The organism is Desulfonatronum parangueonense (genome assembly GCF_054656975.1).
Genome location: NZ_BAAHXH010000004.1, coordinates 12,562 through 32,078, shown reverse-complemented (window position 1 = coordinate 32,078; position 19,517 = coordinate 12,562). Strand labels below are relative to the sequence as shown.

The 19,517-nt window shown below is 47.4% G+C and carries 14 protein-coding genes; 9 read left to right on the top strand and 5 right to left on the bottom strand.

Annotation, left to right across the window (positions count from 1 at the left end; genetic code table 11):
• Nucleotides 1–495: 495 nt before the first annotated feature.
• The 9 genes from ACYQ15_RS21730 to ACYQ15_RS21690 all read left to right on the top strand — a co-directional run bounded on the left by ACYQ15_RS21730 (nt 496) and on the right by ACYQ15_RS21690 (nt 13,738).
• Nucleotides 496–777 (top strand): DEAD/DEAH box helicase family protein, encoded by a 282-nt coding sequence (locus tag ACYQ15_RS21730; protein WP_459939665.1) that lies wholly within the window; start codon nt 496–498, stop codon nt 775–777.
• A gap of 88 nt (nt 778–865) precedes the next feature.
• A complete protein-coding gene (locus tag ACYQ15_RS21725; RefSeq protein ID WP_459939664.1) occupies nt 866–1,168 on the top strand; it encodes a hypothetical protein in 303 nt (100 codons plus the stop codon).
• A gap of 23 nt (nt 1,169–1,191) precedes the next feature.
• On the top strand, nt 1,192–1,425 hold the full coding sequence (locus tag ACYQ15_RS21720) for a P-loop NTPase family protein (RefSeq protein WP_459939663.1): 234 nt from the start codon (nt 1,192–1,194) through the stop codon (nt 1,423–1,425).
• Nucleotides 1,426–1,668: 243 nt separating this feature from the next.
• On the top strand, nt 1,669–1,974 hold the full coding sequence (locus ACYQ15_RS21715; protein ID WP_459939662.1) for a hypothetical protein: 306 nt from the start codon (nt 1,669–1,671) through the stop codon (nt 1,972–1,974).
• Nucleotides 1,975–2,128: 154 nt separating this feature from the next.
• A complete protein-coding gene (locus ACYQ15_RS21710) occupies nt 2,129–3,058 on the top strand; it encodes a DUF1848 domain-containing protein (RefSeq protein WP_459939661.1) in 930 nt (309 codons plus the stop codon).
• Nucleotides 3,059–3,070: 12 nt separating this feature from the next.
• Nucleotides 3,071–9,424, top strand: coding sequence for a DEAD/DEAH box helicase (locus ACYQ15_RS21705; RefSeq protein ID WP_459939660.1), 6,354 nt, complete (start codon nt 3,071–3,073; stop codon nt 9,422–9,424).
• A 456-nt stretch (nt 9,425–9,880) separates the two neighbouring features.
• Nucleotides 9,881–11,311: a P-loop NTPase fold protein gene (locus ACYQ15_RS21700; protein ID WP_459939659.1), complete on the top strand. Its 1,431-nt coding sequence runs from the start codon at nt 9,881–9,883 to the stop codon at nt 11,309–11,311.
• Between the two features lie 168 nt (nt 11,312–11,479).
• Entirely contained in the window at nt 11,480–13,195 is a 1,716-nt protein-coding gene (locus tag ACYQ15_RS21695) for an IS1634 family transposase (RefSeq protein WP_459937859.1), read from the top strand.
• A 99-nt stretch (nt 13,196–13,294) separates the two neighbouring features.
• A complete protein-coding gene (locus ACYQ15_RS21690) occupies nt 13,295–13,738 on the top strand; it encodes a hypothetical protein (protein WP_459939658.1) in 444 nt (147 codons plus the stop codon).
• A 235-nt stretch (nt 13,739–13,973) separates the two neighbouring features.
• On the opposite strand, the gene ACYQ15_RS21685 is transcribed toward ACYQ15_RS21690, so the two are convergent.
• The 5 genes from ACYQ15_RS21685 to pglZ all read right to left on the bottom strand — a co-directional run bounded on the left by ACYQ15_RS21685 (nt 13,974) and on the right by pglZ (nt 19,506).
• Nucleotides 13,974–14,165, bottom strand: coding sequence for a hypothetical protein (locus ACYQ15_RS21685; RefSeq protein WP_459939657.1), 192 nt, complete (start codon nt 14,163–14,165; stop codon nt 13,974–13,976).
• Between the two features lie 186 nt (nt 14,166–14,351).
• Nucleotides 14,352–16,424, bottom strand: coding sequence for a BREX system Lon protease-like protein BrxL (brxL, locus tag ACYQ15_RS21680; RefSeq protein ID WP_459939656.1), 2,073 nt, complete (start codon nt 16,422–16,424; stop codon nt 14,352–14,354).
• 12 nt (nt 16,425–16,436) lie between these two features.
• The gene (locus ACYQ15_RS21675; RefSeq protein ID WP_459939655.1) at nt 16,437–16,646 is read right to left on the bottom strand and encodes a YgiT-type zinc finger protein; all 210 of its coding nucleotides are present in this window, start codon (nt 16,644–16,646) and stop codon (nt 16,437–16,439) included.
• A gap of 14 nt (nt 16,647–16,660) precedes the next feature.
• Nucleotides 16,661–16,978, bottom strand: a complete 318-nt coding sequence (locus ACYQ15_RS21670) for a DUF4258 domain-containing protein (RefSeq protein WP_459939654.1) — start codon at nt 16,976–16,978, stop codon at nt 16,661–16,663.
• A gap of 29 nt (nt 16,979–17,007) precedes the next feature.
• Nucleotides 17,008–19,506, bottom strand: a complete 2,499-nt coding sequence (pglZ, locus tag ACYQ15_RS21665; RefSeq protein ID WP_459939653.1) for a BREX-1 system phosphatase PglZ type A — start codon at nt 19,504–19,506, stop codon at nt 17,008–17,010.
• Nucleotides 19,507–19,517 lie beyond the last annotated feature (11 nt).

Here is a 19,517-nt window from a genome sequence, read left to right as displayed (position 1 = left end):
AATTATGCAAAACAGGTTTCACCGGCGACATCAGGCGTTGTCGGGGGAGCTATCGGTGCCGGAGCTGGTGCTCTACTTGGTCTTGTTGTCGGATCATATTTTGGACGTGCCGGTGAATTCGCCGGCATGGGGGCGGCTGTCGGCGGGACGTCAGGCGGCATGACGGGGGCCGCGGAGGGAGCGCGAAGCCAGATGGAAATTATTCGGCGGTGTATGGCGGGAAGAGGGTATCGGGTTTTGCAATGATGCAATGTCAGGTAGTTTTGAAAGAGTGAATCCCTCGCATTTGCAGTATGTGATGTCATGATCAGTTGCGAAAGCATGTTTCTGACGGGCAATGCGGGAACAAAAAAAATCAACGGTGGTTAGGGAGTTCTGTCACAAAGCAAAAGACCTTGCTGACGTAGCCCCCACCGGCGTAGCGGTATTGCATATCGGCGGACAAACCATCCATTAGTTATTTCGTCTGGGTTTCGGCATCCAAATCCAGTACCCGTGAGAACTAAAGGGCATCTAGGGACACAGGCCAAGGTCATTGCCGCGGCCAAGATTATCCTGATCGATGTATTTTCCATGGTCCGGGTTGATCTGCTTCAGGCAATAGTTGCGAGGCTGCGGTTCTCCGGAGTGAGAACGGAACCCTTTGGCGGGAAGCAGGTGATTATGGTCGGTAACTTTGCTCAACTGCCGCCAGTGGTCAAAAGCGATGAAGCCCAGTACCTGAACGACATCTACAACGGTCCCTACGCCTTTGATTCCCCATGCTGGAAAATCTGACAACCTATACGCTCAACCAAGTGATGCGGTCCTCAGACCTGCAATTTCTGGCCGCCTTAAATTCATACGCCAAGGTGATCCCCAGAGATTGGACATCATCAATAATCGAGTCCAAGAGCCACCCGACGACGCCGTGAAGCTGACCCCGACAAATGCCGCTGCCAACACCATCAACGAGGCTACGCTGAAAGCCATTCAGGGCCAGTTGTTCACCTACAAGGCCAGTCTGGAAGGGAAGGTGCCGACTGCTCCGGCGGAAGAAGAATTGAAGCTGAAGAAAGGCGCTCGCGTCGTGATCATCGCGAACATCTACCAGGAAGAGGATGGTCTGGTAGCCGCCAATGGAGATACTGGGGATGTGGTGGAACTCGATGATGAACAATCAAGGTGAAGATCGACCGAACCGGCGAGACTATGAAAGTCCCTCACCATACCTGGGAATCCATCGCCTACACATGGGCCGACGGGAAGCTGGACAGGGAAATCGTAGGCAAGTTTGAGCAGTATCCGTTACGGTTGCGTTGGTCCATCACGTTCCACAAGAGCCAGGGCATGACCATCCCTCGTGTCTGTCTCGAGCTGCGTGGTGGGGAGCTGTTTTGCCCGTGGTCAGCATTATGTTGCGCTTTCGAGGGCCACAGGGCTTGACGGACTCTGGGTGACAAAGGCAATTACACAAAGAAATTTGGTAGTGGACCAGAGGGTTTCGAAGTTTCTTGTGCATAGTATCTAATTTTTCACATCACTGAGAAGGAGTTAAATTATGGGTGATACGAAAGGAAAGAAAGAAAAGGCCAAAGACAAAAAACAGAAAGAGGCCAAGAAGGATAAACAAAAGTAGGGGAAACAATAGGCCGATTCCTTCTTATAATCCCCGCCATGGAGCCTTTCATGCTTGGTTCTGCTCTATCCTCTGCCGACACCTCCCTCCAACCTGATCAATCTGCTTCCGTTCTTCAAGATGTTTTCGACAACGCTCTCATCGGCATCTACACATCCACCCCCGACTGGTTGTTTTTTGGCGGCCAACCCGACCACGGCGTCGATGTTTGGATACGTTTACCCACAGGAGTTGATTGCATCCATCTCGGACGTTGCTGGCCAATTATATGTGCGATCTCTGCTGACAGAGATGAATTCAAACGCCTTGCTGAAGAACATGGTGAGGTCAAGAAATATGTGTTCCTGGGAGGGTAACCGACGGAGCAGTAGTCAATAATTCGCGAAGTAGGTGAGGTGTTCGTGATCCAGAAGGAAGGACCGTACAATATCAGGGATTATAACTGATATAATGAAAACGGTGGAGGATGACTTTACAATAACTTTTTACAAACGCTAGGGTCTCCAAAACATGAAGCCAAGAATCATTTCTGCCAGCCGACGAACGGACATTCCAGCTTTTTATTCGTCATGGTTAATGAACCGTATCAGGGCTGGGTTCTGTGTGTATCCCAACCCACTCTATCCGCAGCAGGTATACCGTGTCAGTCTTCGCAGTGAGGACGTCCTTGGGATCGTCTTCTGGACAAGAAACCCCGCCCCATTTGTACATCATCTTGCCACTTTGGACAAAGCAGGATTCGTTTATTATTTCCAATATACAATCGTCGGCTACCCTCGTACAATTGATCTGCGATCTCCAAGCGTTGAAAATGCTGTCAAAACTTTTAGTAACATATCACATCATGTTGGTTCCAATCGAGTCATCTGGCGATATGATCCCATCATCCTGAATCATGATCTTTCGCTGTCATGGCATCACGACAACTTTAGGAGAATAGCTGACTCACTTATTGATCTCACTCATCAGGTAATCGTTAGTGTAATTGACCCATATGCACGAACCCAGCGCCGCGTGGGAACTGCTTACGATGGCGTCTTGTACAATCCAGATGCATATGCTGACGTGTTGCGGGTAATTGTCGACGAGGCAACATCGAGAAATCTTGTCGTTCAGTCGTGTGCGGAGAACTCGCTTTTAATCGAAGGAATTGCTCCAGGAAGTTGCGTTGATTCATCCTTAATATACTCCTTAGCGGGACGTGAATCTCCTCGACGTCTAAGATTTCACAAACAGCGTGAAGGATGTCTGTGCCATGAGAGCGTTGACATAGGGGTAAATGATTCCTGTGGTTTTGGCTGTAAGTACTGCTACGCTACCATAAGCCATGAAAAAGCTCTGGAAACGCTCCGAAAACACCGACATGAATGGACTTGCATCTCGAAAGATATTGACATTCCCCCCCCGGATACCTCTGTCCAGCAGCGACGGTTGTTATAACAAGGCCTGCCTATGCTCGATACATTAATAAGCTTAGTGGTCCCCGGCGGTAAAGCAAGGATATCGCCTTACGTTCAAGATGCCCAGCTTCAGGTTCTTTTCGGAGAGTTACCCGATCCACAAGATCGACATGGTAGCCTTCGCGGAATTCTTAATCGTCGCAGTGATGAAGTTAATATCCTAGCAGAAAGATACATCAATTTTGCTAATGAAGGACGAAAATTCAATCCGGAAACATATCAGCAAGAAGACTTTCTTCGCCTGTATCTCGCCTATTACTTCACAACGAACTTATGCAAGATTCAAATCTGCATGCTCGACTTGGTTAAGGCCAGCAAAATAAAGTCAACATTTTCTGTCGTAGATGTTGGCGTGGGTTCAGGCACTACCGCCGTGGCAGTGCTGGACTTTCTTTTGGCATGGGCCACAACGTGCAACCTCTTCGGCTATTCATTTCCCGTAAAGAATGTTCGTTTTCGTTGCTACGATACTTCTGCCGTGTGTTTGCGTGTCGCCCGGAGTGTTGTGGAAGCATATTGTAAGTCAATCGAACGGAGGCATAACTCAGCAAGTGGGCAAGGCACTATGTCGGGGGACGCCGAGAAAATAGCCTCTTGGGGAATGTCTGCCGAATGGCATCGTAAAAATATAATTAACGGCCCAATTTCCACTGCTGGGGATACTTGCGTGCTCTTTTTCGCGTCCAATATCCTCAATGAACTGCCAGAATCTGGAAAGATTTCGCTTGCCGAAAGCATTCTTGCAACTCCTGCGGGTAGCATCGCAACTGTTATCGAACCGGGTGACAGAAATTCGTGTACAAAGTTAAATACATGGAAGCACGCTCTATTTAGTCATCAAAAAATCGTTCGTTCACTTTTTCCATGCGGGGATCACGCTCAGAAGGCCCGCGGCAGATGTCATTCTTGCTGGAATGCTCGTAGGGAATCACTACATGAACCTCTTCTATATCGCTCACTGAGAGATCGAACCCGAGACAAACGAAGTATTGACGAATACTCTAACAACCTGCTCTCATGGAGCTATACATGTGTCGAGTTGGTAGGGCATGAATACATAGGCGACGATAGGCAGAATGATCTGACAAACAGAAAAGACGTAATAGCCACACGGATCATGGGCAGAGTCATAAAACAGCAACGGCAAGAGCCCTGGTTGGTACCTCCCGATCCAGACACATCGTTGTCAACTGGGGCTGTTGAATGGGTAAAATTGTGTCATTCATCATTACAAGGAGATGATATCACAGGGTTTTGGGCGAAGCGTGCGCCGGGTTTTATTTTGCCATCTATTCCTCACGGTAGCAACTTAACTATTTCTAATTGTCCGATTCAGATTCCGGAAGGACGGACTCACACTCGGTTTATTGAACTCAATCAAGTATCTGAAGTCAAATATGAAATAGGTGTTCCCAGAATGTCGTTGGGGTTTTTATCAAAATATGACGAATCGTCGATGGAAGCTGTTGACGAAATAGCTTTCCGCCTCTTTGGCTTTAAGGCCATGCGATCGTTTCAACACGAGATTCTTGGTCGTGTTCTCTCAGGGAGAAGCATTCTAGGCATTGCGGCAACCGGTGGTGGAAAGAGCGAGTGCTATATTCTTCCTGCCATGCTTTTCCCAGGGGTTACGATTGTCATATCTCCACTAAAGTCTCTCATGCAGGATCAGTATGATAAAAGAATAGATGAGCGATATGGATTGAAAAACCTGACAACCTACATAAATGGAGATGTTCTTTTTGCCGAGCGACAGGCCCGTCTAAAACGCATCGAATTGGGCTACTATAAGCTGGTATACTTTACTCCTGAACAAATACGTCAGCCTCATGTTTTAAACAGTTTGAAGCGGGCACACGAAAGCGTTGGAATAAGATATCTCACTCTGGATGAAGCACACTGCATTAGCCAATGGGGACATGACTTCCGAGACAGCTATTTAAACTTGGTAACTCGTCTTTCAAACATCGGCATTGAACCGGTAAGAATTGCTTTAACGGCGACGGCCAGCCCTGAAGTCCGATCCGATCTGTGTGAAGAGCTTCACCTGATAAATGAACCACTTGCATCTGGTGGTGATGTATATGTTCATTCATCCAACCGAGTCGAACTGAATCTAATTGTGAAGCCTGTTCATTCGACAGAGGCAAAAGTCAGCGACATCATTGAGCGACTACAACATTTTTTACAAAAAAACTCTCGTACCGAAAAGCCCGATGCCGCTATCGTATTTATGCCATGGACTGGGACTGATCCAGATATACCAAGCTGGTATTTGCCTGAAAACAATGCTCCGTCCAGTAAGGGACGATACAGTGCAGGAGTGACCAATTTCGGCTCATATGTCGAACGATCACTCAATACACGTGTTGCTATATACCACGGTAAAATGGACTTCGATAAGGACAGTCAACAAAGCACGCCAGGATCTCAACTTCGGCTAGGTGATTTGCGTGGCCGTAGTCGACGGGATGAGCAGTCTGCTTTCATTGAGGGTCAGTATCCGATCATGGTCGCCACAAAGGGCTTTGGCATGGGCATTGATAAACCTAACATTCGCCTCATAATCCACAGAACGCCCACGTCAAACTTGGAAGCCTATGCACAAGAGGCCGGACGAGCGGGGCGTGATGGGCAGATATCTGATGTCGTCCTCTACTATAGTCCTGACTCAGCCGAAGACGGCACAACTAAGGTGTGTAGAGACTATGATATTCAGGATTTTTTTTTAACAGAGAAATACATTCGCAGAGACGATGTCATTGCAATGAAGCAATTCCTGGCGACTGTTAATCGGGAGATCTGCGATCACTTGTACTTCACCAGTGATGAGATCCTGCCCTTCTTTGACCGTCTGGCGTCTCAAGGTTGTTACGCTTGGCCAAGCTTTCCCCCAAGGCTTCCTCGCGGCCAGGAAAGCTCGGAGCATAAAGTGATTCTCGACCGAGGACACATCTACAAGCAAAAGATTCGTTACATTGATAGAATCCTGTCGGCGCTATACCGAATTAGACCTGACATTGGAGCATTTAGACGCGTCTGTATCCTCGATGCCGTACAAGATGTTGGATCTGTACTGCTGTGTAATTCAGTATCTTCTATTGTGATTAATGCGGACGGTATTATCACATCAAACGCCTACTTTGGGGAATTATTACGTTCACGCAGAGTAACAGCATCAGATTTTAGAACATGGATGCGTAGATGCATCAGCGAAGACATTATCCCCTTTGCACGTGCCCTCGGACTATCGCTTGCCAATACCGTCTCAATGCTATGGGACATCAACAGATCAGACGGTCAGTTAAAAAATGGTAGATGGATGCCATCACTCTTAGATTTCAAATACGTGGCTACGCCGAAGTATGGCATAGCACAAGGGCTTACGGTTTCCGAGTGGCGTACATATGCGGGTGCGTTGCGCAGGGCCAACGTGACGGAGGCACGTTGGAGAGCTGAGCAGGCACGAGCACGTGGTGATGTAAGGAATAACAATATACATGGGCAGATTGTGCCCTCTGATGATGATTGGTTCGGGCCTGGTGAACTCCCTGAGCCTAAAGGCTGGGAAGTCCACCCTGGACACGCTCTGACAAATCCAGATCTTTTCGAGAAGTATGTCGAGTCGTTCATGGAGATGCACGACCGTCGTCAGGCGAATGACCGGGCTGCATACCGATTACTGCTGACCGATTACGTTGGGGCCAATGAAGATGGATCATTGCCACATCTTAGTGACGCGAAGCCCTGCTTGCGTGCTGTTCTCCTCGGCTATCTTAAGACCGGCGAGGTGGTACAAGGTAATTGTCGCAGCTGTAGCCGATGCGTACCCAAGGGGGATTTTGAGAAAGACCTCTCAAAGCGCAATAAGGTTGTGGAACTCCTTGGGACTGAAATTTTGGATCTTCTCGCCGTTTTGGAGATGGCACGATTAGAGCTACCGGATATCTCCGTGTTACGTGCCTTGTGGTCGCATGTCGAGAGACTGGAAGCTGCTGGTCGATCTCTACGAGCGTATGTCGAGGGTTGGACAGGGCGTTTACTGACAGATTTGCCGAACCACAAAACTGCTCTTTGGATACGAATCGACGGCATGGTACGAGGTATATTGTCCCTTCAACCCCAGGAGGCATGCTCACGTGCGCTTGAGATTCTTGGCGGTGCCTCTCCTGTCGAATTAGAAACCATCTGGGACTCTATCGCACTGTTCCAGAAGACGATGCCGGATATGCCAGAGGCTTTACGTGTCAGTGCAACAGCATGTCACCGTACTGGACGATTCCAAGAGGCTCGCGAGCTCTTACAGCGCATTCTTGATTTAAAGCCTAGTCCAGAAGTTGCGCATGACGCTCATGTTATGCTCTCCGACCTCTTTGATTCATCAGGACCATTTTCAAGTTCAGAATTATTTCGATTCCATTGCCTTCGGGCAGCCCGAACCGCATCTGAGTTCACTGACACGGTGGCTCTCTACACACGAGCCCGTGAGAAGTGGCAGTGGGAAGATATTTGTGAGGAACTGCTCATCGAGATTCGTAAAAATGGCGAACGCGTTTATGAAGAGAGACTTGTTGCCTGGTGGATCGACTCGCAATCCGATGTTAAGGAACTTGCTGCAACAGCCCCACCATGGACATGGACTACCATAGTTGACGGGGTGCTCTCCTGGTTTGTGCAATTAGAGGATGGCAAGTCGGAGTCTAAATCTCTGAGACAAATACTCGCAGACGCTCTCGACAAATGGGCCGTCATTACTCTGCGACAATCACCAAACCTATATCCTGTACGCGGGCTGCGGATCGCACTTATCACTGAGGGGTTACCAGAAAATCTTAGTGTGCTCGCTACTGAGTGTTTGGAATTCCTTAAGCAAGCGAGTGAAAGCGAGCGTGTTTGGTTGCATAGACAACTGAAAGAGGGACAGTGCGTAGCGGATCACTTTGTTAAGTATCTTGTCCAGGCCGAAGTGGCATTCCAGGAAGGCGATTACAGTACAGCTATTACAAACTTGCGCAAATGCATTGACACGCTCCAGCCGGATATTCATAACAACATAGCCAGTCATGTGCTTGAGCGACTCATTGAAATTCACAGACCCCAAGGAGGAAATCCGGACGAGGAAGGCCTTTATTCAGCACTACTAGCACGCGCCAAAATGTCACATAGCTGGAGTGAAGCTAAACCCTTCTATAGCGAATTAATGCAATCGTGGAACGCCTCTAGACTGCGTGACGAATTACGTTCGAACTTAATACACAAAGACCCGTCCTGGGTCATACGTGTGCTGGCACTATGGTCTGAAATTCACGACCGGGCGGAAGATAGTATAGTTATTCTGTCTATTCTTGGCAACATGGACAAGAGAATACTGGATGTTAATGCCAACAGTGTTGAGACAATCCTGCGCCAGGCTCACCCTCGAGACGTTGCTTCCCATTCGTCATTCGGCCCGATGCGTCTTTTGAATGTCTTGCATTCAGAAAGAGCAATTAAAAAATACAATGCGACAACATCGAATAATTGTTTTGAAGATAGGGGTACAGAATTCCTTGTGCATGCTTTTCTTGTCGGGTTATTTGACGCTGAGAGAGCGCTGGAACTGAATCTCCCGGTGTGCCTCTTTGAAGAAACAAGCGACAGCGTTTATGCTCTACTGACTAAGGAATGTGGACCAATCGCAGTCGAACAAGCACTGAACGACATTCATAACATTTTCTTTCATGAATATCAGCCAAAAACAACAAAGGCACTGGTCAAGTGGATGGATTGGTTCGCGTCCCTCATCCCTAGTTCTGGAAAAGCAGGTCGTCGGGTTATAGAAGTTGTTGAAAATGTAATAAAAAAAATGACACTTGCTACAAGTCGCACGGAAATAGAGATGCTTGTCTCAATGGCTGAGAAGCATGATGTTCATAATTATAATAAGTACTTGGCTCTCTTTAGGACCTTCTCCTTTGCTGTCGCATCTGTGGAGAAGGCCTCAGACATAGCACAAGTATATAAGCTGGAAGGGTACCATTTCGATTCCCTTGTGCATATACTTACCGACAGTCAGGATCATCAACACGCCGATATTCTTGTCGCTCTCCTGCGGGCAATCCGAAAGCGGACAAATCCAGCATGGCTTACGCCCCTCAGTTATATGATTAAAGCGTTGGTTCTGTCAGGGCGAACGGACGAGGCTGCTGTACTTGGCAAAGTGCCCGGACTTACAATTGGTAGAAACCGAACCCCTGTAGATGTCCTTATCTCAGAATACAAGGGAAAACAAAGACAGGCTCCTGTTTATGACAGGACGCTCGGAGCATTGGCAGACCTTTATATTAAGTCGTGGCATTTTGAATGAACGGAGTTTCTTGCACTGCTCGTTGGCGCGTGTCTCACCTCGGGGCTGACCACCCACTACATCATGCACCAGCGCAACCTGATCTATACGGGTATTACCCTGAATAAGCACCTTGTGGTCCTTGTGGGAACGAAGAAAGCTCTGGCTATGGTTGTGAGGAACAACAAGACCGGGAATCGGTATTCAAATCTGGATGGGCGATTGCGGGGCATGTGTGGATGATCCATGGAGATGTCTTTTAATCTAGGATAATTGTACCATTTTTATGAATCTTTCGCGACGGACTTTGCCCCCCCATATAACAATCCATGGTATAAAGTAGTTGATATTCAACAATGCAAAATCATGATTATATTACGTCATATACGTCAACTGATTAAAAAGTTGGTAACCACTAAAATACCTTCTGTTTTCGAAATTTTAAAAAATTCGAAAATTTTTTTTAGGAAAATATATATGCCAAACAATAGAAATTCGATAGAAAAAAATATTAATGGCCATGTAGTCAATTTTTTAAACTACTATTGCAATCTTACCCATGAACCAGAGTACGCTGTTATGCTTAAGGGGAAGTGGGGGTGTGGGAAAACATGGTTTGTTAAAAAATATCTTGAAGTAAATTTCAAGGACAAATATTTGTTGATCAGTTTATATGGTGTCAAAAGTTATAGAGAAATAGAGGATCTTTTTTTTCAGAAGCTTCATCCTTTTCTATCTTCGAAAAAAATGGCCTTAGCTGGTAAAATACTTAAAGGAGCATTGAAAGCAACTATAAAATTAGAATTGGATAAAAAAGGAACCACCATTATTGACTCGCAAATTCCGGATATCGAGCTTGCTAACTATTTCAATAAGGCGGATGGAAAAATTTTGGTGTTTGATGACTTAGAAAGATGCTGTATAAATATACAAGATATACTTGGATATATAAATCACTTTGTAGAGCATCAGGGTTTCAAAGCTATAATCATTTGCAATGAAGATGATATAGAAAAAGATGATGAACAATATAAGCGATATTTAATTATTAAAGAAAAGTTAGTTGGAAAAACTTTTGAAATCCAGTCAGATGTTGAAGAAATTATTACCAACATTAATTTGACAATTAATAATGATTGCTGTCGTGAACTACTGAACGCGGAATCAGATTTGATAATAAATATATTTGATGAATCGGGCTATAAAAATATTCGAATTCTAAAACAATCGATTTATGAATTTGAAAGATTTTTCGCATCGATAGATAAACAGTTTACTGAAAATTCAGACTTCAAAAAAAATTTGTTAAAATTATTCCTTGTTTTATCATTCGAGATTAAGTCTGGATCGCTCAGTCCACAAGATTTAAAGCAATTCTCGTCATCCTATTTGGATGACGTTTTCAAAAGCAATGATAGTAATGCAACAAAATCAAAAAAAATATCAGACAAATATACAGGCCTTGTTTTTTATGATCATCTTATAGATTTTTCGCTATGGGAGCTTTTCTTTGACAAAGGCATTATTGACAAGTCAGCAATTTCGGAATCATTAACTAAAAATAAATATTTTTATAATCATTACACTGATAACTGGATGAAATTATGGCATTATTGTGATTTAGAAGATCTTGAATTTACCAATTTGTTTGATCAAGTGTCAAAGGAGTTTAGCGAGAGGAAGCACAAAGAAGTAGGTGTTGTCAAGCATATTGTAGGAATGTTTCTTCATTTTTCTAATATTGGCTTAATCGAAAGAACAAAAGAAGACATTCTTAATGAGTCAAAAAAATACATTGATGAATTGAAAACAAATAAACTTTTAGCAGAAAAGAAATCTTTTCTACATAATTTTTTTGAAGAAGATTCTTGGGGCAGTTTTATGTTTATGGGTTATACAGGACTTTAGCCGAATCATCGCCTTCCCACCTTTTTTTGTCGTAATTTCAGGTTGTTAGCCTTCTCGTCTGCGTAAGACCCTTCTTCCCTCTCCAAACTTAATGAATAAGATTCAATATTTTAATGTTTTATCGAGTTTTGTGTTGACATTGTTAGACCCTACTGATATGCCTTGCGCATGGCTCACCTGCACAAAAAGATCAAAAAGGGTAGACCCTACTACTATGTACGGGAGATGGCACGGATCGATGGCAAGCCGAAAGTCACCAACCAAGTCTATCTTGGTTCGCCAGAGAGAATCATGGAATTGGCAAAAGGCGCTGGCGCTACGTTAGAAAAAATTCAGACCCAGGAGTATGGATCGCTGTGGCTGGCCAATTTGATCGACCAAGGTGTCGGGATTGCCAAGATCGTGGACGAGGTGGTTCCCAGGGCAAAGAACGAGACCGGACCATCTGTTGGCGAGTACTTCCTTTACGCAGTCTTCAACAGGATGATTCACGCTCAGTCCAAAAGAGCTCTGACGGGTTGGTACGACAAGACTGCCGTCCAGCAGATCAGGCCGGTGGACATCAAGGCATTATCCTCGGAGAAATTCTGGAAGAAATGGGATAGGGTCAGTCAAGGCCAGATTGAGTCTATCGCAAGGAAGTTCTTCGCAAAGCTGGCGCAAATTGAGATATCCCAATCCGACTGCTTTCTTTTCGACACCACCAACTACTACACTTACTTGGCCGGCAATACCGAGTCTGATCTCGCTCAGACGGGGAAAAGCAAAGAGGGCCGCTACTGGCTTCGCCAGGTAGGGCTTGCCTTATTGGTGGCCAGGGATACCGGCCTGCCTTTTTTCTATCGAGAGTATCAGGGCAACTGCCATGATTCCAAGGTGTTTCAGTGCGTTCTAGAGAACGTTGTGGATGCCATGCGCAAATATGGTCGGCAAGACGTGACTGTGGTTTTGGACAAGGGCATGAATTCCGAAGACGCCATGGACGTCATTGACGCCATGGACGGCGTGCATTTCGTGACCAGCTACTCGACGTACTTTGTCGAGGAGCTTATCCATGTCGACAGGAAAAAGTTTATCGTCGCGGATACCGAAAAAAATCGGCGACTTCGTGAACTCGGCAGAGAGGACGATCAATTGACTGCTTGGCGAAGCACCGGGGAGTATTGGGGTCAGACGCGCACGGTGATCGTGACCTACAACCCCCGGACCGCCTCCAAGCAACGGTATAAATTCGAAAAGAAAATGCGAACACTCCAATCGGCTTTATACGAAATCCGATCAAAGGTTCGTTCCAGGGCTGCCCAGTGGCGCGACGAAGACACGATCAGGGAGCGCTACCGAAATATTTGCCGGGATCTGTATCTTCCAGACAGTCTTTACGATCTGAGTTTCGCCGTGAAAAGTGGAGGCTTGGTCATGAGCTTTCGCAAAAACTATTATCGAATCGAGCGACATATCGATAGGTTCGGAAAGAATGTGCTGATCACGGACAGAATGGATTGGAGTACTGATGAGATTGTCAGGGCCAGCCTGGATAGGTACATGGTGGAGCAAAGCTTTCGCCAAACCAAGGACAATGACTTGGTCAACATGAGACCTATGCGGCACTGGACAGACAGCAAGATCCGCTGCCACATCCTGTGCTGCATTGTTGCCCTCTCCTACCTGCGCCTCTTGGAATTGCGCTTGACAAAAGCCGGACTGAAGCTCTCCGCGGCCACGATAATGCAGCAGATGCGCGCACTCCATTCATGTCTTTGTTGGAATGCCGGCGCCCGAAAGGCGATCCGTAAACTTGAGGAACCAAACCAAGCCCAGGCCCAGATAATGAAAGCTATGGGGTACGAAGTGAGCAATGGGGTCTTACAGGAATTGTCCGGATAATGCACCGGAATTGTGAGTTATTTTAGAAAATCTAGGTGCGATCTGCTAAACTCCTGTTATAATTTGCCTGAATTTAAGGATTTTGCACAATATATATCAATGAAAACTGAAGAATCAAAAATTGAAATATTGCCAAATCTTGGAATTTCTCTGTTGGAATCTATGGAAAAAGATACTAGAAATTTTTCCATGCAAATTATTCACAATTCAATCGAAGAAAGCTTTTATTGTGAAATTCCAATTTTCCAGTATATTAAAGCTGAAGACTTTGTTGCTACATATATAAAATTAAATAAAAAAGACAGAAGGATGGTCATGCATGCTTTCAAAAAGAGGTATGAGCATGATATTTTTCTTGATAAAATTCACTTCGAAAAGGAATGGTTAAGTCATGTTAAACGTCTATTCATGGAAGAGAAAAAAAAATCCAATGGTAAATTAGAAAAACATCATTATGATATTACAATAAAATATATTGAAGTATACATAGACCGGTTGAATATTTACGTGTCAAGTATCAGAGAATCCAAAAAAGCGATATAAGAAATAGCTTTATAGATAACCACGACAGGACTTCTCGGTTTTCAGGTGAGAAGAGAATTTTCTTCGTTCACTGAAAATGGATGGTACGTGAACAGGTGGAGAGTTGAATGGCTAGTGTCTATGTAATTCAAGCCGATGGTCGCGTGAAGCAATGATACCAATGCTGTGTAAAAGCGAGGATCAAGAACTTCAACTGATCCTAGAAATGAACCAAGCTTGCTACCCGGTGATCAGATTAATCCAGAGAAACCTCGCCGGTGGCTTCTCGTAATGCGAGAAATGCCTGTCCCTGATCCCAGCACTGGCGTTGATCGTTGGAATTGACTTTGTATTTGCGGATCAAGACGCATTCCAACATTTGTTGAATGTAAACGTGTTGAGAAAACTCGATCACGACGTGAGATTCGTATCGTCGCATGTTAGGCATTGGTATAACGATTCCTGGTGGTTTTCGCTTTACCGTCGAGTTCCTGAGCGTCCCAGAACGCGCGGAAACATTCCACCAATTCCGCGGATATCTTCCGTTCTCTGTCAATATCTTCTCTAATCTCCCAATCAGTGACCCATGAATGGTCAGGTTTGGTCATAATCCAATTGTGATTTGGGATTCATTTCAGTATTCGCCGCTTACCCGCAAATACGTCACCTCAAACGGCTTACACTGCCTGTACTGTTGCAGCCTGTTGGCAAAGGTGAAGGTCTCGTTCATCTCGTAGCGTTGGAAGATGTCCAGCCCCCTGTCCAGGGAGATTTTCCAGCCGGTGTCCGTGACGATGTGCCGAGCGTGGATGGACGTGTATGGGGCGAACTCCCAGGTAAAGGTGATGCCGATGGAGGCGCAGGCTTCCGTGATGCGTTCCAGGTTTTCCCGTTGCTGTGCGGCCTTGAAATCATCCTCTGAAGTTGTCAGGTGGACGGCAACTTCGGCATCGTTGGGCTTGAACTTGGCCACGGTTTCCATGAACTCCATAAGGTTCCTGACCTGGTAAAAAGCTCGGATATATGCATCCGTGATCGTGATTTGGGTCGCTCCCCGCAGGTAAGGGCCGAAAAGGTCGTCGTAAGTGATGCCCTTTTGGTTCTCTTCAAACGTGAGGTGATTTTCTTTCAGCGTGGTTTCAGTTTTCTCGGCGTCTTCGGCAAGAGGCGCAGGGGCTTCCTGTGCGATGTCCAGGTTCTCGTCGCCTTCTTTGATCGTCTTATTGTAATAGTGTGGATATTCGCGTTCCTCCAGGGTTGTAACCGGGATCATCTTGTCTTGCCCTGCTTGATAGGAGAACAGGACTTTGCGGTACGTGGGGTCAATGCGCATCACCTGATCCTTGACCCGTTTGCGTCCCTCTATGGAAAATTTCAGCAAGTACTCGATTTCTTCCCTGCGGGCTCCACCATCCGGATAGAGTATCTTCATCAGGCCGGAAAACGTCTTGTGGATGCCGTCGCGGTCACGGGTTGAAATATCCGGGTGCAGGGTGAAATGTTCCTTGTATCCGTCTGAGTAATCGTGGTTGCGCAGGAAACGCAGGATTTCCGCCAGGTAGTCGACCACGAAACCGTAACCCTCGGAAAACATCTCGCCGCGGATGATGTCAACTTCCCAGCCGGGAATGTAGAAATGGATACGGTCCAGAAACGCGGAGTCGTAGAATTTTTCCGGCAGTTCCTCGAACAGGTCCGAGTGTTTAAGCATGTACGGGACTGTATGCCGTGTATTGCCAACGAAAACCATGGACGCTTCCGCGCCGAGGGTTTCAATACCTCTGGAAAAGGACTTGTTGGCCATGTAGTTCTTCATGATGTCCACCAGGGACTTGTCCACGCGTTTCTGCTTTCCGGCGAACTCGTCAAAAGCCACCACGTCCCAATATCCAACCAGCCCAATCTTGCCGGACTGATTGTTCACGAACAGCTTGGGCACCGTGACTTCACCGCCGGATATCAAGATGCCGTGGGGCGAAAATTCCGAATAGACGTGTGATTTTCCTGTCCCCTTTGGACCAAGCTCGATCAGGTTGTAGTTGCGCTCGCAAAAGGGGATCAGGCGGGTCAACTGGGTCAGTTTGCTGCGCTTTCCGAACAATTCAGGATTGAGCCCTATGCTCTGGATCAGCAGGTCGATCCATTCGTCCGTGGTGAATTGTTTGCGGGCCTGAACATAGCCGTCAAAATCAAAGTGCGAGAGCTGGATGGGCTTCAGGCTGGACATGATCCACGGACAGGAGTTTTTGTTCTCTGTGAATTCGTATTCCAGGTCCGCGATGCACCATACCCCGCTGACCAATAGCTTGGGATGGGCCTTGACCGTTCCCGAGTCCACGAGCACTTTTTTGATGCCCAGATTGGAGAATTCAGCCTCATAGGCATCAGTCTTGTCGTTGAGATCCACGCTGATCTTGTCGATGACCTTGTATCGGCCCTTTTCCTTGATGTGCGAACGGATCAGCCCGGCCTCGTTGCGGTGCACATAGTGCTTGCGCAGGATTTCCTTGACCGTCTCAATGCCGCTCTGGATCGTCGGTTCATCATTGGTAGCGCAGTACTGCCCCAGCAGGTACTCAAGGACATAAGTCGGGACGATGGCATTGCCCTTGACCGTCTTGACCAGATCCTTGCGAACCACAAGCCCTTGGAAGTGATCGTTGATTTTTTGATCGAGGGAATTCATGGCGTTGATTGGGATTGGCAAGACGATTTATAATCATGCATAGGCGTAGACCGGGGTTTCGATGACCTTGGTCGGCTTTCGGTCTCCCTTGATCAGTTCGTGGAGATGCTCCACCGTTTCCGGTGCAAAAAACTGTTCGCCTGTTTCCATGCAAACCCGAGCAGGCACGTCCTCGACAATCATGAACTTTCCTTCGTGCTCAAGGGTATAGGTGACTTTGGTATGGATCATGGTTTCCTGCATGGTTTTCTCCTTGGCTATTTTGATCGCCGGATTCGATGGTCTATCCAAACAGCTGGATTCGGCTCATATAGGGTGATAATCTTGAGCAACGGCCTAAGCGGATAGCTGAGCTGGACATGGAGCGGACGTCCGGAGTGGGTAAAGCCGAGTACCAGACAACTTGGTCCGTACTTGTCCTGAGGATAATCCTCAACCACCTGGGGGTTATTCAGGAATGCTTCTTCCAATTCTCGAACACTGATGCTCCGAACAATACTCTGGTCAACGGCATGTTTAGAGAATTCATACTCTCTCTGACCAATTTTTTCAATAATTTCATTGAGCAATAGCATCAGTGTGAACTCCGTCGAGGACCATGGCCTTAAAAATCAAAATCGCTCGTAAACGATCGGCGCATCATGTACCGCAGGGACTTGTATTCTTTATAGTGGGACGTTCCGGCGTGTTTTTCCTCCAGCTTCAGGATGACCTCCTGATTGTTGGCGTCGTCGGCCTTTCGGGAGAGGACGAAACGGACCTGGAATTCCCGTTCCCTGGGGTTGTCCGAGGTCAGGTCAAAGGTCAGTTCATGGACATCGGAAATCAGTTCGCCAGCCTCGGTGTAGATTCCGGTGCGCAGTTTTCTGGGATGCATCTTATCGGTCACGGGTTGGGACTGATAAAAGCCAACGGACAATTGCCCGGAGGTGATCACCGTGCTTGATCCGCGGAGAATTTCCACGTCCACGGTGGAAACATCGCTCTGCCGCTTCTTGTTGATTTTCAAAACCGGGATGATCATTTCCTGTAACGCAGCCCCGCCATGAACGAATCGACTGCCGGAGCCTTTCAGCCGTAGCCTGTTGATGGATTTAGGCACCTGGATTTGAACGTCACCGGCAAGGCCAAGCTGTTCAGACGAAAAAGTCTTCAGGCTGGAAGACTCCTTGAGTCCATTGCCGATCACAAATCGGCGATCCCGGTAAAGAATCTGCTCGCCTTCAGCATCCACACCGGAAAAATCGCTCTCCTCAATAGCCCTATTCTGGTAAATGAATCCATGGTCCGCCGTGATCAGAATATTGCTCGTATTCGCGCCTGCCAGTTTTTTGATCAGTCGGATCAGTTCCAGCAACGATTCCTGCACTGCGGCGAATACATGCTCTTCTGATTCCAGCTTGTCGCCGATCCGGTCGATCCGGTTGTGGTAGAGATAGATTACGTCATGATCCCGGATCAGGCTCCGGGCATCATCTCCCTTGAGGGACATGAAATCGTCGGCCTTCAGGGCGGTCGCTCGCTGGCGCAGGCCCTGTTGCAGGATTTTGATCCGATTGGACAGGCCTTGTGAACTCTGTCCGTCCACGAATATGGTCCCCGTTTCATTGTCCGCGATGCGCAGTTCCTTGTGGGGCAACAAGGCGGCCATGCCCAACTGGGTGTAGCTTGGCAGCATGGCAACCATGGGCTTGATTTCGGCCATATAGCGATCTTCCTGCCGGACCATGCCAACCAGTTCTTCGCCGATTTCATAGCGTAGGGCGTCGGAGATGATCACGCAAACCTTGATATCCTTTTGCAGGTAGGGGGTGACCAACAAATCGAAAAACCGCTTTTGCAGAGGGAAAGACGGAATATCCCATTTCGTGGCCTGGTCAACGAATACTTGCCAGGCATCGTTCACTTTGAGCAGGAAGTTGTTGGCATAGAGATTTTCGATCTGATCAGCCAGGTCGCTCAACAGCGATGCCTGTCCGGATGAACGGACATGATACGTGAATTTACGGTACAATTGATCCAGCTTGTACCAGAATCTTGTGTAGCGTTGGATTCCGTCGGCCATGTTCTCCATGTTCAACTGGGCCTCGCTCAGGGCGTGTAGGAACTGGGAGGCATAATCTACTGCCTTGTAGAGATCTCGGTATTTCATATACCAGTGACCGGGGCGTCGCTGTCGCACCCATAAGGTCACATCGCCGCTGGAAACCGTCCTTGCGGCAACGGCATGGACCAGGTCGCTGATCACCTTCCGGTCGATCAATTCAAAATAATCCAGTTCGATCAGTTCCCGAAAATCCCTCTGGGCCAGATCCTTTTCCATGCCGAGAACTTCGGCGCATTCCTCGGACAAGGTTTCGAAGCTGGATTCGAATTGGCGGCTGTCTTTCCATCGCTTGAGAAAAACCAGGGCATCACCAGTCAGCCTCACTTCTCCGTCCGTGCCCATGGCATAACAGGACTTGAAAAGCTCGACGGCAAAATCCCGAACGCCTGGTTCATCTGAACCGTACCCATAGCTGCGGGACATCTGCTGCCACAGAAAACCGCTCAGTCCGCATCGGTCGATCAGCTTGATCTTCTCGTCGCGCCCTTCAGTCAATTCCGCCAACAGGTATTCCATCACGGAATCCAATCGAGCTTCGCTGCCGGCACACACGGCCAGGATTTTCAGGCGGATCAGGCCCGGAGTGTCATCGGATTTGAGCTGGCTTTTCAGTGCGTCCCTGCGTTTGGCGGCCTGAAAAAACTCGGCATGTTCCTGGGCCAGATCGGCAAACTCCAAACCTAGTTCCAGTTCCGAGAGCCACAGAGCAACCTGGTCGGTGCGAAATTCCCCATGGGCCAACTGGACGTCGAGAAGCCAATTGTCCAAATCATCAGGCTGGGGGCCGTCGCGGAAGATCAGGAATTTTTGGTCAGGTTCCTCGCGTAAAATCCGGTATTTTACCGCGTATTCATTGTTGGCAAGCTCGGTCTTTGCAACACCGGGCAGGTCCAGGGCTTCATAGTCGGCCCGCAGTTCCTGCTTGGCATCGTACCAGAACACGATGCGGTGCCGGTCGAAGAGTTTGGACAGAGCCTGGGTAATGCGGTCGTTCATGAATTACCTTG

Excerpts from the sequence above, each read along its gene's own strand:
- ACYQ15_RS21720 (WP_459939663.1), top strand. The coding sequence starts at position 1,192 with ATGAAAGTCCCTCACCATACCTGGGAATCCATCGCCTACACATGGGCC.
- ACYQ15_RS21715 (WP_459939662.1), top strand. The coding sequence starts at position 1,669 with ATGCTTGGTTCTGCTCTATCCTCTGCCGACACCTCCCTCCAACCTGAT.
- ACYQ15_RS21710 (WP_459939661.1), top strand. The coding sequence starts at position 2,129 with ATGAAGCCAAGAATCATTTCTGCCAGCCGACGAACGGACATTCCAGCT.
- ACYQ15_RS21705 (WP_459939660.1), top strand. The coding sequence starts at position 3,071 with ATGCTCGATACATTAATAAGCTTAGTGGTCCCCGGCGGTAAAGCAAGG.
- ACYQ15_RS21700 (WP_459939659.1), top strand. The coding sequence starts at position 9,881 with ATGCCAAACAATAGAAATTCGATAGAAAAAAATATTAATGGCCATGTA.
- ACYQ15_RS21695 (WP_459937859.1), top strand. The coding sequence starts at position 11,480 with ATGGCTCACCTGCACAAAAAGATCAAAAAGGGTAGACCCTACTACTAT.
- ACYQ15_RS21690 (WP_459939658.1), top strand. The coding sequence starts at position 13,295 with ATGAAAACTGAAGAATCAAAAATTGAAATATTGCCAAATCTTGGAATT.
- ACYQ15_RS21685 (WP_459939657.1), bottom strand. The coding sequence starts at position 14,165 with ATGCCTAACATGCGACGATACGAATCTCACGTCGTGATCGAGTTTTCT.
- ACYQ15_RS21675 (WP_459939655.1), bottom strand. The coding sequence starts at position 16,646 with ATGCAGGAAACCATGATCCATACCAAAGTCACCTATACCCTTGAGCAC.
- ACYQ15_RS21670 (WP_459939654.1), bottom strand. The coding sequence starts at position 16,978 with ATGCTATTGCTCAATGAAATTATTGAAAAAATTGGTCAGAGAGAGTAT.
- pglZ (WP_459939653.1), bottom strand. The coding sequence starts at position 19,506 with ATGAACGACCGCATTACCCAGGCTCTGTCCAAACTCTTCGACCGGCAC.